The following is a 15,389-nucleotide window of genomic DNA, read 5'->3' as shown; positions in this document are numbered from 1 at the left end:
ATTATGGCAGTTTCAACAGAGCTTTTGGTACTCGGTGTCTATGGCGCCTTGGCAGGGCTGTATCTGCTGGTGGTGCCGGCGATCGTCTATGCCTATTTGAATGCTCGCTGGTATGTGGCTGGCTCCTTTGAGCGGGCATTTATGTACTTTCTGGTGACGTTCTTCTTTCCGGGATTACTCCTGCTGGCTCCCTTTATTAACTTTCGTCCCCAACCGCGCTCTCTCGATTTCTAGGTGCTATGCGCCGCATTGATGTTCTAGGGATTGGTATTGGTGTTTTCTTTACGGGCGGCTTGGTTTATCTGCTGTTGCGCATTGCGGGGATTGAGCCGCTTCAAGCAGGGATTTGGAGTCAAGCCATTTTTGTCTTGGTGGTTCTGGGTTGGCTCTCCACCTATCTCCTGCGGGTTTTTACGGGACGGATGACCTACCATCAGCAACTCAAAGACTATGAGGAGGCCGTGATGAGCGATCGCCTTGCGCGGATGTCGCCAGAGGAGCTAGCCGCCCTTGAAGCAGAAATTCTAGCGGAATCCAGCGAGATTGCCGATCCAGAATTGGGCGATAATTAGCTCAAGTTTCCCCGTGGCTTAAATAATGCACTTTCCCCGCTCCTGTGGTTTACTGCTTCATCCCACGTCCCTGCCTGGTGGTCATGGCATTGGTGACTTGGGTGCGGCAGCTCGTGAGTTCCTTGAATTTTTGGTTGCCAGTGATCAGCAGTACTGGCAGGTCTTGCCCCTAGGGCCAACGGGCTTTGGCAATTCCCCCTATATGTGCTACTCCGCGATGGCCGGCAACCCACTGCTGATCAGCTTGGATGAACTGGTCAAGGAGGGCTGGTTAACGGAAGCAGATTTGGCAGGACTCACGCTTGAGAATAGCGATCGCGTCGATTTCGAGGCTGTCATTAGCCAAAAACTCCCCCTGCTGCGCCTTGCTGCTCAACGCTTTCAGAATCAAGCCACCCCAGAAGACTGGCAGGCCTTTCGCGACTTTCAAGCCCTTGCCCACTACTGGCTGCCCACCTATGCCCTCTTTATGGCGCTGAAGGATCACCACGAGGGACAGCCGTGGTATGAATGGCCCGCCCCTTTGCGCGATCGCGAACCAACCGCCCTTGCCGCGATCCAAGCCGTTCTCAAAGAGCGCATTTTTGAGTACGAGTTTCAGCAATTTCTCTTTTACCAGCAGTGGCACGCCCTCAAGGAAGCCGCCAATCAACAGGGGATTCAGATTATTGGTGATATTCCCATTTATGTTGCCCACGACAGTGCCGATGTCTGGGCCTTTCCCCAATTTTTTGAACTCAATCCAGAAACGGGTGCGGTTGCCCTCATGGCCGGTGTGCCTCCAGATTACTTCAGTGCCACAGGACAACTCTGGGGCAACCCCATTTACAACTGGAAAGCCCTTGCTGCCGATGGCTACTCTTGGTGGATTGAGCGCTTCCGTGCCCTGCTCTCCTACATGGACATTATCCGTGTGGATCACTTTCGCGGCTTTCAGGGCTACTGGCAAGTGCCCGAAGGGGAGGAAACAGCCGTCAACGGTGAGTGGCAACTGGGTCCTGGTGCTGCCTTCTTTGAAACCTTGCAAGCTGCTTTGGGACGACTGCCTATTCTCGCCGAGGATTTAGGGGATATTACCCCCGATGTCATTGCCCTACGGGATCAGTTTCAGTTTCCGGGGATGAAAATTCTCCAGTTTGCCTTCGGCGGTGGTTCGGATAATCCCTTTTTACCCTTTAATCAAGAGCGCAACTGTGTGGTGTACACCGGCACCCATGACAATGACACAACTGTCGGCTGGTACCGCACCCTCAGTGACTGGGAACAGCAGCGCCTCATTGACTATTTGGGCTATACCCCCAGCGAACCCCACTGGGCTTTGATTCGCATGGCCCTAGGAACCGTTGCCAACCAAGCCATTCTTCCCGTTCAAGATTTGCTCGGTCTCGATAGTCATGCCCGCATGAATTTCCCCGGTACGAGCGAAGGCAACTGGGCGTGGCGCCTAACTGCGGGTCAACTTACCCCTGAACTTGCCGCTCATTTGAAGCACTTGGTGCACCTCTTTGGCCGTCAAGCGCCACCGAGACCCCAGCCGGTTGAAGCTGCCGAAGAAGCCGTCCCCGAAAAAGACCCCGCCTAAGCTCGCCGTCGGCCATCGGGCATAATCGTACCCCGCAAATCCACTTCACTGAGGTTGGCACCACTCATATCCGCAGCAGTCAGGTTCACCCGCGTCAAATCCGCCCGCGACAGGTTAGAGCCTGAGAGGTTGGCGTCCCCTAAGTCTGCCCCACTCAAGTTAACACCGCTGAGATCTACAGTTCCCAGTAAGCTGCCACTAAACGTTGCCCGGCTCAGGGTAGCTCCACTGAGGGTGGCGCGGCTGAGATTCGCTTCTGAGAGAGTAGCACGACTCAGGTTGGCTCCCACCAAGCGGGCACGGCTGAGATTCGCTTCTACCAAGTCGGCACGGCTAAAGTTGGCTTCCGTTAACTCCACTTCGCGAAGATTGGCACCACTGAGATTGGCACCCCGCAGCTTCACGCCATTAAAGACGAGGCCACTGAGATTGGCACTGCGTAGATCCGTTTGACTCAAATCCGCATTGTCCAGCAATGCCCCCTGCAAGTTTGCCCCTTGGAGATTCGCCCCCTGCAGATTGGTGCCCACCAGTTTGGCATGGCTGAGGTTGGCGCCCCGTAAATTTGCCCCACTGAGATCCGCACGGCTAAGGTTGGTATGGCTCAGGTTCGCGCCACTGAGATTGGCACCACTGAGGTTGACATCTGAAAGTTCTAGGGAGGACAGATCCGCCTTGGCCAGTTCCGCGCCGACAAGGTTGGCCTTGGCAAGGTTGGCTTCACTGAGCTTGACTTCCGTGAGATCAACGCGGCTGAGATTGGCTCCCGTGAGATTCGCCGCCGTTAAGTTCGCGCCACTCAGGTTGGCACCGCTGAGGTTCGCACCACTGAGATTGGCATTGCTGACATCCGCCTGAATTAAATCCACACGGGTTAGGTTCGCCTGCTTTAGATCCGTGCCATGCAAATTCGCGCCCTGTAAATTTGCCCCCGAAAGGTTAACGCCGTCGAGTGTCAATCCCCGTAGATCCGCATTCGCCAAGTCCACACGAGAGAGATTGGCACCCTGAAGCACCGTTCCCCGCAGGGTGGTTTCACTAAGTTCAGCGCGGCTGAGATTGGCTCGCGTCAGGTTTGCCCAACTGAGATCACTGCGGCTAAGGTTTGCGCCAGCGAGGTTGGCATCCACCAATTCTGCCTTGATGAGCATGGCATTAACAATTTCTGCGCCACACAGCACCGCACCACTGAGATTGGCTCCGCTCAGGTTGACCCACTCCATGTCGGCACGGGAGAGAATAATCCCCCGTAAATCAGCGTTGATAAACTCGCCATTTGTCAAACTGGCACGATTAAAGTCCCGTTCACCGCTGGCATAGCGTTTTAACAACTCTTGGGGATTCATCAAAAAAAACGGGTCTGGAACCCCGCCCTTGAGAACGGCTCTACACTCTAAGCCTAGCTTAATTCGCTAAAACCACACTACGCTCGTGAGAGGATGATAATAAAGACTTGCGCTCTCTCATGGATACCATCCCTATTCTTGATCTCAAGGCCCAATATCAATTCCTGCAAGCAGACATCGATCGCGCAGTTGCCCGCGTACTGGCATCCGGTCAGTTCATTCTAGGGCCAGAGGTACAGGCCTTTGAGGAAGAGGTAGCCGCCTATTTAGGGGTGCGCCATGCGGTAGCAGTTAATTCAGGGACAGATGCACTGGTGATTTCCCTGCGCAGTTTGGGAATAGGTGCTGGGGATGAGGTGATTACCACCCCCTTTTCGTTTTTTGCGACGGCAGAGGCGATTAGTTTGGTGGGTGCCCGCCCGGTCTTTGTGGATGTGGAACTGGACTCTTTTAACCTTGATCCCAGTAAAGTTGCCGCAGCCATTACCCCCCGCACCAAGGCGATTTTGCCGGTTCATTTATTTGGGCGGCCAGCTGCTATGGGAGCAATTGTTGAAATTGCCCAAGCCCATGGGTTAGCCATTCTTGAGGATTGTGCCCAGTCCTTTGGTGCCCGCTATTGTCCGCCCTGTGAGAACTGTCAATGTGAAACGGCAACTCAAGAGGCTTTAGCTCATCGGTTCACGGGGGCGATCGGTACCATGGGAGCCTTTTCATTTTTTCCCACCAAGAATCTCGGTGCCTATGGCGACGGGGGGCTGATTACCACCAATGATGATGATTTAGCCGAGCGATCGCGCATGCTGCGGGTTCACGGCTCCCGTCAACGCTACCACCACGAAATGATTGGCTACAATTCTCGCTTGGACAGCCTACAGGCGGCAATTCTGCGGGTGAAGCTACCCCATATCGATCGCTGGAATCAAGAGCGACGGCGAGTCGCCCAAACCTATAACCAAGCCTTGGCGGGTCTTGAGGCGGTGGTGACCCCAGCAGTCTCACCAGGGCATGTGTTTCATCAATATACCATTCGGGTGCTCAATGGCCAGCGGGATGCGCTCGCGGCTTACCTGAAGGCGGCTGGTATTAGTTCGATGATTTACTACCCGATTCCCCAAGATCACTGTCCGATGTATAAGGGGCAATCTCCACCCAATCCGGTGAGCGATCGCCTTGCCAGCGAGGTTCTCAGCTTACCCATTTGGCCTGAATTGAGCGATGCCACCATTGAGCATATTGCCGCAACCATTCGCCAGTTTTTTCGCAAGCGCTAAGGGCATCCCCTAAGCAGTTGTCTGGGTATTTGTCCTCCCTTAACACAACCTTAAGCTGACACTCGCTAAGCTAACTACAGCTCTTTTGTGGAATATGGGGTTAACAGACAGGACACATCGGCATGCTGTCCGCCATTAACGTTCTCAGGATTCTAGAGTGTTCAACCCTAGTGAAAAGGGCTGTAATGTCACTTGGGCTAGGAGAGCCATGCTATGAAAGTTGCCGTTTTCAGTGCCAAATCCTACGATCGCCAGTTTCTGAATGCCGCCAATGAAGCTCAAGGTCATCCCCATCTCCTCACCTACTACGATGTGCTACTGCGTCCTCAAACAGCTTCCCTTGCCGAGGGACATGAGGCCGTCTGTGTATTTGTCAATGATGATCTGGGGGCAGAGACCCTCAAACGGCTGGCAGCGTTGGGGGTGCGTCTGGTGACGCTGCGCTGTACGGGCTTTAATAATGTGGATTTGGCAACAGCGGCCAGCTTGGGCATCACAGTTACCCGCGTCAGTGCTTATTCCCCCTATTCGGTAGCGGAGCATACGGTGGGGCTGATCCTGATGCTAAACCGCAAACTCCACCGTGCCTACAACCGCGTGCGCGATGATAATTTTTCCTTAGAGGGGCTGATGGGCTTTGACCTCCATGGTTGTACGGTCGGCATCATTGGCACGGGTAAAATTGGCCGTATTGTTGCTCAGATTATGGCTGGTTTTGGCTGCCACCTCTACGGCTATGATCCCTACCCCAACAAAGACTTTGAGCAGATAGGCACCTACACAACCCTAGAAACCCTCTTGGCTGAATCGGACATTGTCACTCTTCATTGCCCCCTTGTCCCCGAAAATGAACACCTGATCAATGCGACCACGATCGCCCAAATGAAGCGCGGTGTCATGTTGATCAATACCAGTCGTGGCAAGCTGGTGGACACCAAAGCAGTCATTGAGGGCATTAAAAGCGGCCAAATTGGTTATCTGGGCATTGATGTCTATGAAGAGGAAGACTCCCTCTTTTTCCAAGATCTTTCGGACACGATTATTCAAGACGACACCTTCCAACTCCTGCAATCCTTCCCCAATGTGGTGATTACTGCTCACCAAGCCTTCTTTACCCGCAATGCCCTCACGGATATTGCCCGTACGACAATTGAAAATCTGACCTGTTTTGAGCAAGGCCTGCCCCTAGCAAACGAAGTGAAACAGATGTAAGGCTCGGCGAAACGGTTATTGCTATAACGTTTCTGGCAAACAGATCCGCTATAGTAGCGATCGCATTTATTTCAGGAAAGAATCATGGGGCGTGCAGAAAAAGTCATTTTGGCCTATTCGGGGGGAGTGGATACCTCCGTGTGTATTCCCTATCTCAAGCACGAGTGGGGCGTGAAGGAAGTCATTACCCTCGCCGCTGATTTAGGACAGGGGGATGAACTGGAACCCATTCGCCAAAAAGCCCTTGATGCTGGTGCCAGTGCCTCGCTGGTGGTCGATGCCAAAGCTGAGTTCATCCGCAACTATGCCTTTCCCGCTCTTCAGGCCAACGCCCTCTACGAAAATCGCTATCCCCTCTCGACGGCCCTTGCTCGCCCTCTGATTGCCAAGCTCTTGGTGGATGCGGCTGCTGAGTATGGTGCCGATGCCGTTGCCCACGGCTGCACAGGGAAAGGCAATGATCAAGTGCGCTTTGATGTGGCGATCGCCGCCCTGAATCCCAACCTCAAGGTCCTGGCACCCGCTCGCGAATGGGGCATGAGCCGCGAAGAAACCATTGCCTATGGCGAACGCTTTGGCATTCCTGCGCCTGTGAAAAAATCTTCCCCCTACAGCATTGACCGCAATCTTTTGGGACGCAGTATTGAAGCCGGCCCCCTTGAGGATCCGTGGATTGAACCCCTTGAGGAAATCTATTTGATGACCCAAGCCATTGAAAATACCCCCAACTCCCCGGAGTATGTGGATATTGGCTTTGAGGCCGGAATTCCCGTTAGCCTCGATGGCCGCTCCCTCGATCCCGTAACGCTGGTGAGTGAACTCAATGAGCGGGTGGGGCGCCACGGCTTTGGTCGCATTGACATGATTGAAAATCGCCTTGTCGGCATTAAATCCCGCGAAATTTACGAAGCCCCTGCCCTCTTGGTGCTTATTGACGCCCACCGCGATTTGGAAAGCTTGACCTTAACCGCCGATGTGACGCAGTACAAACGGGGGATTGAAGAGACCTACAGCCGTTTGGTCTATAACGGCCTTTGGTATAGCCCCCTCAAGGAAGCCTTGGATGCTTTTATTCAACAGACCCAGAAGCGGGTGACGGGTACCGTGCGCGTCAAGCTCTTTAAGGGAACCGCACGGGTGGTGGGGCGGCAATCTCCCTACTCCCTCTACACGCCCGATTTGGCCACCTATGGTGCCGAGGATCAATTTGATCACAGGGCAGCCGAGGGCTTTATCTACGTGTGGGGGCTACCCACCCGTGTCTGGGCAGAAAAACTGCGCCAAGGCTAATCGGGGGCTTCGACGATACACCACTCATGGAGTTCGTAGTGGACACACTGGTGTTGGACGAGGGGATCGCGGGCAACAATTTCTTCAGCGGCTTGCCGGGAATCCGCCTGAAACAACAACATGCCACCCCCGCGCTCAGCCCAGTATCCCGTGCGGGCTTGATGCCCTGCGGCAATGAGGGCGCGCACATAGGCACGGTGGGCAGGAACGTGGCGATCAAAGGTGGCTTTGTCCACAATACCGCGTTCAATTTTGACAAACCATGGCATCGCTGACTGGCTCCTCTGGATGGGAATCAAGACCTAGAATAGCTATAGCAGTGGGCTTGAAAAACTCTGTGGTGCCCTGCTAGTGAGCGGCTATGAGCAAAGCAATTACCCTTGAAACCTTGTTAAGCGAATTTGCCCGTGGGGTGCGGAATTTCCGGGGTGTGAATTTGGCGGGCAGTGTGTTCCCTCTGGTGCAACTGAGCCATGTGGATCTAGCGGGGGCGGATCTTCAGGGCATCAACTGGAGTGGAGCGGATTTGATCAAGGCCAACTTGGCCAATGCCAATCTGCGGGGGGCAAATCTGATTGGCGCAGATCTGAGTGGTGCTAATCTGACCGATGCCAACTTGCAGGAAGCCATGCTCAGTGGCGCCATCCTAGTGGGTGCCTACCTCTCACGCGCCAATTTGCAGCAGGCGGTGCTCAGTGGGGCCATCCTCAAGGGGGCGGTGCTCCACGACAGTAATCTGAAGGATACAAATGTGGTGGGGGCAGATCTCTCAGAGGCGGATCTGACCGGGGCGATCGCCCGCCGCCAAGACTTAGAGGAAGCCAAGCTCTCAGGAACTATACTGCCCAATGGCGAAGTGGTCTTTGAGGCTGGGGAAATGGAAGAGGTTCCGTTGCCCGCCCCAACGCCAATGGCTAAGCCAATGGCCACTGCGAACGAAACCACCGTGATTGAGTGGACGAATGAGCAGGTGATTCAAATGCTGATCCTGCAACAACACCCCCTGCCCAGTACCTACCAAAGTGCTGATTTGAAGGTGGTTAGCCTCGGCAATCACTGCTATCAATTGCGCACGGTCACGGAAACGGTGGTGGCGGTGGTAGAAGGTGAGAGTGTGGCCAATGAAAAAGTAACCCTTTTTGCCGAGGCGCCCTTTGCCGATGTGGTGGCCAGTGTCCTCCAAGCCCATTCCTTCTTGCCCACACAATACGTCAGTGAACCCGTACCGGCGTGGCACTACGAACAGGTCGCCATTCCGTCGGGGCAGGTGGTGCGTTGGGGAACGGCACGGCAACTTTGGAAAACTTGGTGGTTACTGCTCAAGTCCACTGCCACACCTCAGGAGCCACAGCAATTGCAACTGTTGGTGGGCAAGGAGTGGCAGCCCATTTGCGATATTGCCTTTTCACCGTCGGCGGGCGGTGGTCTGATAATCAAAACGGCGATGGGCGATCGCCACTTTTCTGGGGATGCCTCGCTGATTTGGCTAGAAAGTGTCCCGTCTGGATTGCCCACCACCTCTGCCCCAGCAGTCCCGCCTTGGAACGGCTTACTCAAATTTGAAAATAACTGCCTCACCATTGAAACCGCCGCAGGGCTCGTCTGTGTGCAGGGGGAAAACTTGAGGGTCACCCTTGGGGGGCAAGCGATCGCTCTCAACCAGCTCTAATGGTCGCCCTTCAACCCTTTGATTTTAGTCGCTGGCCGATCGCAGTCAGTGATTTACCGGCCGATACCTACCTCGTGGGGGGAGCGGTGCGGGATGCGCTCCTAGGCCGGATCAATTCGTGCCCCGACTTGGATTTTATTGTGCCGAGGGATGCGATTGCCCTGACCCAAAAACTGGCGGATAAGTACAAGGCTGGTTTAGTGGTTTTGGATCGGCAGCGTCAGATTGCCCGCTTAGTCTTTGCTAATACAACGGTGGATATTGCCCAGCGGCACGGAGAAACCCTCTTGACCGATTTGAGCGATCGCGATTTTCGCCTCAATGCCATTGCCTACGACATTCACCACCACCACATCATCGATCCCCTCGGTGGCCTCCAAGATCTGCAACGCCGCCAAATTCACTATGTCGCACCAGAAAATCTCGCTGCTGATCCCCTGCGACTCCTACGCGCCTATCGCCAAGCTGCCCAACTGCAATTTACGATTACGCCCAAAACGCGGCAGGTGATCCAAACCCTTGCCCCCCAACTGCGACGAGTCGCCCCAGAACGGGTGCGGGTGGAACTCAGTTATTTTCTCAGTGCCCTTGAGAGTGCCCCCTATCTCACCCTTGCTTTTCGCGATGGCGTGTTGGCGGTGTGGCTGCCGTCGGTCACCGAGGAGCGGATTACCCACTACCATGCCCTTGAATCCACCCTAGGGAATTTTCCCTTCCCAGCCCTTTGGCCAGCGCTAACGACATCTATTGCCGCAACAACTGCCCCCGGCGAACCCCAACGGCGAACCCTAGCGGCTTTGGCCAAGCTCACCTGCCTCGTGAATGCCAGCGATCGCCGCGCTGCCGAGGAACTAACTGCCCTCACCTACACCACTGATGAAATTCGCATTGTCCAAGTCCTGTGCCGATTGCTCAACCACTGGCTAGTCCCCCTCGAACACCCCCTGAACCGCGAGCAAGCCTTCTATCTATTCCGCGCGGCGGGTAGCTATTTTCCAGCCTTTGTTGCCCTTGCCCTGAGCCGGGGCATCCCCAAAGCGCATCTAGTGCCCTTGGTCAAAGGGTGGTTAGACCCCAAGGATGCCATTGCCCATCCCCCCCAATTGGTGCGGGGTGCCGATCTGGTAGAAGTGTTTCAGGTCTCGCCGGGGCCGCGTGTGGGTGAATTGTTGCGAGCTGTGGAAGCGGCGCAAGCGCGGGGAGAAATTCGCGATCGCCCCCAAGCCCTCGCCTATGTGGCAGAAATCCTAGGTGGTTCAAGGCAACCGCGGCACACTTAGGAGAGGGGCAAAAACATTTCCTGCCAAAGGGTGTCATAGCGTTTTTGGGCAGCCACATCGAGGGGGAGCAGGAGTTCACTCTTGGCAAAGGCGGTGGGAGTCGCTAGGGGAATATAGCGATGCAAGAGAGTGCGTCTTAAATCGCTCACCAGCGGCGAGGGAGCATCACTAAACTGGCTGAGTTGCTCAGCAACTTCCGGTTGCCACCAGTAGTTCAACCAAGCCAAGGCTGCCGCATCGGGGTTTTGGCCACAGACCCACAAATCCACCCACAGCGCTGTCCCACTGGCGGGAAACACGGCGGCATAGGTCTGCGGATCTCGCTTCAGCAGCGGCAGTACATCCGTTGACCAACCCACTGCTAATTGTGTACTGCCCAGCATCAGTGGCTGCAGGTAGGCGTCAGAACTAAAAAAACGACACCCTTGGCGGAGACGCTGCAAGCGTTGCCGTAATTCGGGGTGGGTGGGTGGGGCATTGTAGGATAGCCCTAGGGATTTCAGCGTCAACCCAATCACTTCCCGCGGCTGATTTAACAGGCTATAGTGGCCTTGAACGCTTGGATGCCATAGGACATCCCAATCTGTGGGTTCCCAGCCCAAATCGGCAAAGAACTGGCGGCGATAAATGAGGACTGTTGCCCCCCAGCGATAGGGCAGACCCCAGAGAGCATCGTCTTTGCCAATGAGTTGCAGTAATGGCTGCCACGGTTCAGCCCAGTCCCACCGGTTTTGAATCAGTGGTTTGGGAATAGGGGCAATCTGTCGTTGCGCCACGGCCTGAGCTATCCAAGCATCCCCGAGACTGAGGACGGCTGACCCGAGGATTCCCGCTGCAAAGGTGTTGGCTAACTCTTGGGGGGTTTCCCGCAGCCGCAGCTGAAGTCCCACGCCGGCCTGTTGACGAAAGCGCTGAATCAATTGGGGGGGTAAGGATTTTCGCAGTAAATAGACGGTGAGTCCTGTATTGGCAGTGGCTTGACACCCACTGAGGGCGATCGCCCCCAAGGCAAACAACCCCTGACAAAATTGCCGCCGCTGCATTAGCGTTGCCACCGAAACTGCAATTGACTTGGCTGCCCTGGATCCCCCAGTTGCTCGATGCCGCGATCATTGGCCACAAGGTGCCGCAGGATCAGGTAAATCCGCTCCAGTTGATCCGGCGCATTGACAGCGTCGGCGATCGCCTGCAAGTCTAGGGGTTCGTCGCTCTGTTCTAAGACTTTAACAATCTGCCGTTGTAGCGCCAAGTTGGCCGCCGCTGCTTTTTTCCCCGCTTCCACCCCCGGCTGATGGTAGGCATTGATATTCACCAAGAAGCCATAAAGACCCACCGCTCGTTCATAGAGGGCAATCAAGGCACCCACGGTTTTCGGGGTCACGTCCGGAATCGTCACCGTCAGGGAGGGGCGATTCTTTTCATAGAGAGCTTGGCGGGTGCCGAGGAGTAGGCCACTGAGGTAATCCCCCGCAGTAATCCCCGGCTCCACGTCAATGGCGGGTTCTTGGCCATCCCGCAGCACCTCAATAAACGTGACAAAGAAGTTAGGTAGGCCATCCCGCAACTGCTGCACATAGGCATGCTGATCCGTGGTTCCCTTGTTGCCATAGACCGCAATCCCTTGGTGGACAATGTTGCCGTCGAGGTCTTTTTCCTTGCCGAGGGACTCCATTACCAACTGCTGCAAGTAGCGGCTAAACAGGAGCAGACTATCTTTGTAGGGCAGGACAACCATATCTTTTTCACCCCGACCATTGCCCGCATGGTGCCAAGCCAAGGCGAGTAGGGCAGCGGGATTTTGGCGAATCTTCGGCACGCGGGTTGCCTGATCCATCAATTTTGCTCCCGCGAGGAGGGCATCAATGTCAATCCCTTGCAGGGCAGCGGGCAATAGACCCACCGTTGACAGTTCCGAGGTGCGCCCCCCCACCCAGTCAAACATCGGGAAAATGGCCAGCCAACCGTTGGACTCCGCCACTTGGGCAAGGCCACTGCCCGGCAGGGTGACGGCGACGGCGTGATCGGCAAAGGCAAGGCCGGCACGTTGGAAGCGGGCTTGGGCTTCTAGCATGCCATTGCGGGTTTCCGGTGTCCCCCCCGATTTGGAAATGACAATCACCAATGTCGTCCGCAGGCGATCGCCTAGTTCCGCAAAAACCCGCTCAAACCCGGCAGGGTCGGTGTTGTCCAAAAAGTGAATGTTCAGGGGCGGATTCACAGGGGCAAGGGCAGCCGCCACAAACTGCGGACCTAGGGCAGACCCCCCAATGCCAATGGAGAGAATCTCGGTAAAGCGACCCCCTTGGGGTGGAGCAATGGCGCCACTGTGGACTTGCTGGCTAAACTGCTTCACTTGGGCAATGGCATCGCGAATTTCGGCACGCAGTTCTGGAGTTGGTGCCAAATCGGCATCCCGCAGCCAGTAGTGCCCCACCATGCGGCCCTCATCGGGGTTGGCGATCGCCCCTGCTTCCAATTCCTTCATTTGCTGAAAGGCGCGCTCAAAAGCTGGCTCTAGGCGACGTACCACTTCTGGGGTCAGCCCCATACGACTGACATCCACATAGAACTCTAACTCAGGGTGGTAGTACAACCAGTCTTGGTAATGCTGCCAAAGAGCCAAAGCATCCATAAGAAAATCTTTTCGCGCTACGATCTCAGCGTACCTCAACAACTGTCCCTTACTGGGAACATCAGCTTTCCCTTAATAAACACCCTAGGCAGATTGTGCCTTCAGAAAAGCAGCAAATTCCTCTAACGCTATCCGCAGGCGATCGCCCGCCACCTCAACAAAATCATTGTGATCGGCACCCTCGACCCAGAGGGAAAATTTTGGCTCACGGGCAATGGCAAAAAGGTATTGGCCATGACGAAAGGGCACGATGCTATCGGCAGTACCGTGGAGAATCAACAGCGGCACCTTGACTTGCGGCAGTTTATCTCGATTGATAAAGCGATCAAAGGGAAATAACGGGAAAGGCACCACCACCCGAAAGATGGAAGTAAAGGTACTTTCTAAGACCAACCCCGCAATTGCAACCTGTGTTGCCAGTTCCGTCGCCACCCCACCGCCAAGGGAACGGCCATAGAGAATCACCCGCTCTGGGGGGACTCGCAGTTCCTCTGTGAGATAGGTATAGGCCGCCAAAGCATCTGCGTAGGCATGACGCTCACTAGGGCGACTCGAACTCAAGCCGTAGCCACGATAGTCGTAGGCGAGGACGGAAAACCCCCACTGCCGCAGCGTCTGTAGAAAGGGTTCCACCATGCCGAGGTCTTCCCCATTGCCGTGACTAAACAGCAGCGTAAAGTGAGCGTCTGGGTTGGCAACATACCGCACCGCAAGGCGATCGCCCTGCCCCACTGGAATCAGCCGGATCTCCTCAGAAAGGGAGTAGGTAGGACGGGGTGGATGGAAGATGAGGGCATCGGCGCCAAAGTAGAGATAGACCGCAATGATCAGATAAATCAGGAGTGCCGATCGCCCCAAGCGCAACCAACTCCACTCCCCCAGTACCCAGTCTCGCAGCCAACTCATTTAGAGGGAGAGTTCAGGCTCGGTGCCACCAGTGTCCCTAAGGGTTGATCCACCTGCTGAGCCAGTGTCGGTACCACTTCCCGCGCTCGCGCAATCACCTGCCCCGTGGTGGCATCGTAAATTTGCGTCAATAGCTTGGGATAGAGGCCAATGCCAATAATTGGTACCAAAAGACAGGCAATGATAAACACCTCGCGGGGTTCAGCATCCACAAGGGCTTCATGCTCCACCAGTTCCTTGTTTTCAGGGCCGTAGAAAATTTCCCGCAGCATCGACAGCAGGTAAATCGGTGTCAAGATCACCCCCACTGCCGCCAAAAAGACCACAATCACGCGGAAGGGCAACGAATAGGCATCACTGGTGGCAAAGCCAATAAAGACCATGAGTTCAGCCACAAAGCCACTCATCCCCGGCAGGGCAAGGGAGGCTAAGGAGCAGGCCGTAAACATGGCAAAGATCTTCTTCATTTTCTGGCCAACACCGCCCATTTCCTCAAGGATCAGCGTGTGGGTACGGTCATAGGTGGCACCCACCAAAAAGAAGAGACTCGCCCCAATCAAGCCGTGGGAGACCATTTGTAGCATTGCCCCACTCATGCCCAAATTGGTAAACGAGGCAATCCCAATCAGCACAAAGCCCATGTGGGAAATCGAGGAGTAGGCAATTTTGCGCTTGAGATTGCGCTGCGCGTAGGAAGTCAGCGCCGCATAGATGATGTTGACCACCCCCAAAATCACCAAAACGGGGGCAAACTTGGCATGGGCTGCCGGCAGCATATCGACATTCATGCGAATCAGGGCATAGCCGCCCATCTTCAGGAGAATCCCCGCCAGCAGCATGTGCACCGGCGCTGTTGCTTCACCGTGGGCATCCGGCAACCACGTGTGCAGGGGGACAATCGGCAGCTTGACGCCGTAGGCCACCAAAAAGCCGGCATAAACCAGCAGTTGAAACCCAATGGCATAGTCCTTGGCCGCCAAGGTCTGCATATCAAAGCTAATCGTGTCGCCATAGAAGGCCATGGCCAAACCCGCCACCAAAATAAAGAGGGAGCTACCAGCCGTGTAGAGAATGAACTTTGTTGCCGCGTATTGACGCTTGTGCCCCCCCCAAATGGCCAGTAGCAGGTACACCGGAATCAGCTCCAGTTCCCACGCAAGGAAAAAGACCAGCATATCCTGCACGGCAAAAACGGCAATCTGGCCACCATACATCGCCAGCATTAAGAAATAAAACAGTCGCGGCTTCAGGGTCACTGGCCAAGCCGCCAAAATCGCCAGCGTGGTAATAAAGCCCGTGAGTAAAATCAGCGGCATCGAGAGGCCATCTGCCCCCACTGACCAGCGCAGGCCAATTTCGGGAATCCAGTCATAGCTTTCCCACAGTTGCATGCCGGGGGTGTTCAGGTCATAGAAATTCGTGAAGGCATAGACAATCAAGGCAAAGTCAATCAACCCCACCGTCAGGGCATACCAGCGGATTGGGCGTCCTTTGCCTGTGGCATCTGGAATGAAGGGAATCGCCAAGGAAGCCACAATTGGGAACAGGATAATCGTTGTCAGCCAAGGAAACGTACTCATGGCAGTCGTGTTTACTCCTCCAGCAGTTGGGAAAGAACCATAACCG

14 protein-coding genes are annotated in these 15,389 nt (G+C 55.2%); 8 read left to right on the top strand and 6 right to left on the bottom strand.

Annotation, left to right across the window (positions count from 1 at the left end):
- Window positions 1-3: 3 nt before the first annotated feature.
- From ndhL to malQ, 3 genes are read left to right on the top strand one after another with little or no spacing between them, the layout of a single operon-like run.
- On the top strand, window positions 4-234 hold the full coding sequence (gene ndhL, locus RHH27_RS01415) for a photosynthetic/respiratory NAD(P)H-quinone oxidoreductase subunit L (protein WP_302678661.1): 231 nt from the start codon (window positions 4-6) through the stop codon (window positions 232-234).
- A 5-nt stretch (window positions 235-239) separates the two neighbouring features.
- Entirely contained in the window at window positions 240-572 is a 333-nt protein-coding gene (locus RHH27_RS01410) for a DUF3007 family protein (protein ID WP_302678660.1), read from the top strand.
- Window positions 573-597: 25 nt separating this feature from the next.
- On the top strand, window positions 598-2,154 hold the full coding sequence (malQ, locus tag RHH27_RS01405) for a 4-alpha-glucanotransferase (protein WP_302678659.1): 1,557 nt from the start codon (window positions 598-600) through the stop codon (window positions 2,152-2,154).
- Here malQ and RHH27_RS01400 read toward each other — a convergent pair.
- Window positions 2,151-3,500 carry a pentapeptide repeat-containing protein gene (locus RHH27_RS01400; RefSeq protein WP_302677093.1) on the bottom strand — a complete coding sequence of 450 codons (1,350 nt, stop codon included), beginning with the start codon at window positions 3,498-3,500 and terminating at the stop codon, window positions 2,151-2,153. The two genes, malQ and RHH27_RS01400, sit on opposite strands and share 4 nt — an antisense overlap.
- 119 nt (window positions 3,501-3,619) lie before the next feature.
- Here RHH27_RS01400 and RHH27_RS01395 point away from each other — a divergent pair, with 119 nt between their 5' ends.
- The 3 genes from RHH27_RS01395 (at window position 3,620) to RHH27_RS01385 (ending at window position 7,276) form a co-directional block, all read left to right on the top strand.
- Window positions 3,620-4,774 (top strand): DegT/DnrJ/EryC1/StrS aminotransferase family protein, encoded by a 1,155-nt coding sequence (locus RHH27_RS01395; protein WP_302678658.1) that lies wholly within the window; start codon window positions 3,620-3,622, stop codon window positions 4,772-4,774.
- 213 nt (window positions 4,775-4,987) lie between these two features.
- Window positions 4,988-5,986, top strand: coding sequence for a 2-hydroxyacid dehydrogenase (locus RHH27_RS01390; RefSeq protein WP_302678657.1), 999 nt, complete (start codon window positions 4,988-4,990; stop codon window positions 5,984-5,986).
- Window positions 5,987-6,070: 84 nt separating this feature from the next.
- Window positions 6,071-7,276 carry an argininosuccinate synthase gene (locus tag RHH27_RS01385; protein WP_302678656.1) on the top strand — a complete coding sequence of 402 codons (1,206 nt, stop codon included), beginning with the start codon at window positions 6,071-6,073 and terminating at the stop codon, window positions 7,274-7,276.
- On the opposite strand, the gene RHH27_RS01380 is transcribed toward RHH27_RS01385, so the two are convergent.
- Entirely contained in the window at window positions 7,273-7,545 is a 273-nt protein-coding gene (locus RHH27_RS01380) for a YciI family protein (protein ID WP_302677089.1), read from the bottom strand. The two genes, RHH27_RS01385 and RHH27_RS01380, sit on opposite strands and share 4 nt — an antisense overlap.
- Before the next feature lie 92 nt (window positions 7,546-7,637).
- On the opposite strand from RHH27_RS01380, the gene RHH27_RS01375 reads away from it, so the two are divergent.
- Window positions 7,638-8,945 (top strand): pentapeptide repeat-containing protein, encoded by a 1,308-nt coding sequence (locus RHH27_RS01375; protein WP_206200746.1) that lies wholly within the window; start codon window positions 7,638-7,640, stop codon window positions 8,943-8,945.
- Window positions 8,945-10,225 carry a CCA tRNA nucleotidyltransferase gene (locus RHH27_RS01370; protein WP_302678655.1) on the top strand — a complete coding sequence of 427 codons (1,281 nt, stop codon included), beginning with the start codon at window positions 8,945-8,947 and terminating at the stop codon, window positions 10,223-10,225. Before RHH27_RS01375 ends, RHH27_RS01370 begins: the two co-directional genes overlap by 1 nt.
- Here the strand turns inward: RHH27_RS01370 and RHH27_RS01365 are convergent.
- From RHH27_RS01365 to ndhD1, 4 genes are all read right to left on the bottom strand, one after another.
- Window positions 10,222-11,268, bottom strand: coding sequence for an extracellular solute-binding protein (locus tag RHH27_RS01365; protein WP_286625878.1), 1,047 nt, complete (start codon window positions 11,266-11,268; stop codon window positions 10,222-10,224). The two genes, RHH27_RS01370 and RHH27_RS01365, sit on opposite strands and share 4 nt — an antisense overlap.
- Window positions 11,268-12,857, bottom strand: coding sequence for a glucose-6-phosphate isomerase (locus tag RHH27_RS01360; protein ID WP_302678654.1), 1,590 nt, complete (start codon window positions 12,855-12,857; stop codon window positions 11,268-11,270). Before RHH27_RS01360 ends, RHH27_RS01365 begins: the two co-directional genes overlap by 1 nt.
- Before the next feature lie 84 nt (window positions 12,858-12,941).
- Complete coding sequence (locus RHH27_RS01355; RefSeq protein WP_302678653.1) at window positions 12,942-13,763, bottom strand: alpha/beta hydrolase; 822 nt, start codon at window positions 13,761-13,763, stop codon at window positions 12,942-12,944.
- The gene (gene ndhD1 / locus RHH27_RS01350) at window positions 13,760-15,343 is read right to left on the bottom strand and encodes a photosynthetic/respiratory NAD(P)H-quinone oxidoreductase subunit D1 (protein ID WP_302677084.1); all 1,584 of its coding nucleotides are present in this window, start codon (window positions 15,341-15,343) and stop codon (window positions 13,760-13,762) included. The genes RHH27_RS01355 and ndhD1 overlap by 4 nt, the downstream gene beginning before the upstream one ends.
- Between the last annotated feature and the right edge of the window lie 46 nt (window positions 15,344-15,389).

It is taken from the genome of Thermosynechococcus sp. PP555 (assembly GCF_031583225.1).
In the GTDB taxonomy this organism is placed as follows: domain Bacteria; phylum Cyanobacteriota; class Cyanobacteriia; order Thermosynechococcales; family Thermosynechococcaceae; genus Thermosynechococcus.
Note: the sequence above shows the minus strand (reverse complement) of the source record. Positions and strands in the feature narration are given on the sequence as shown.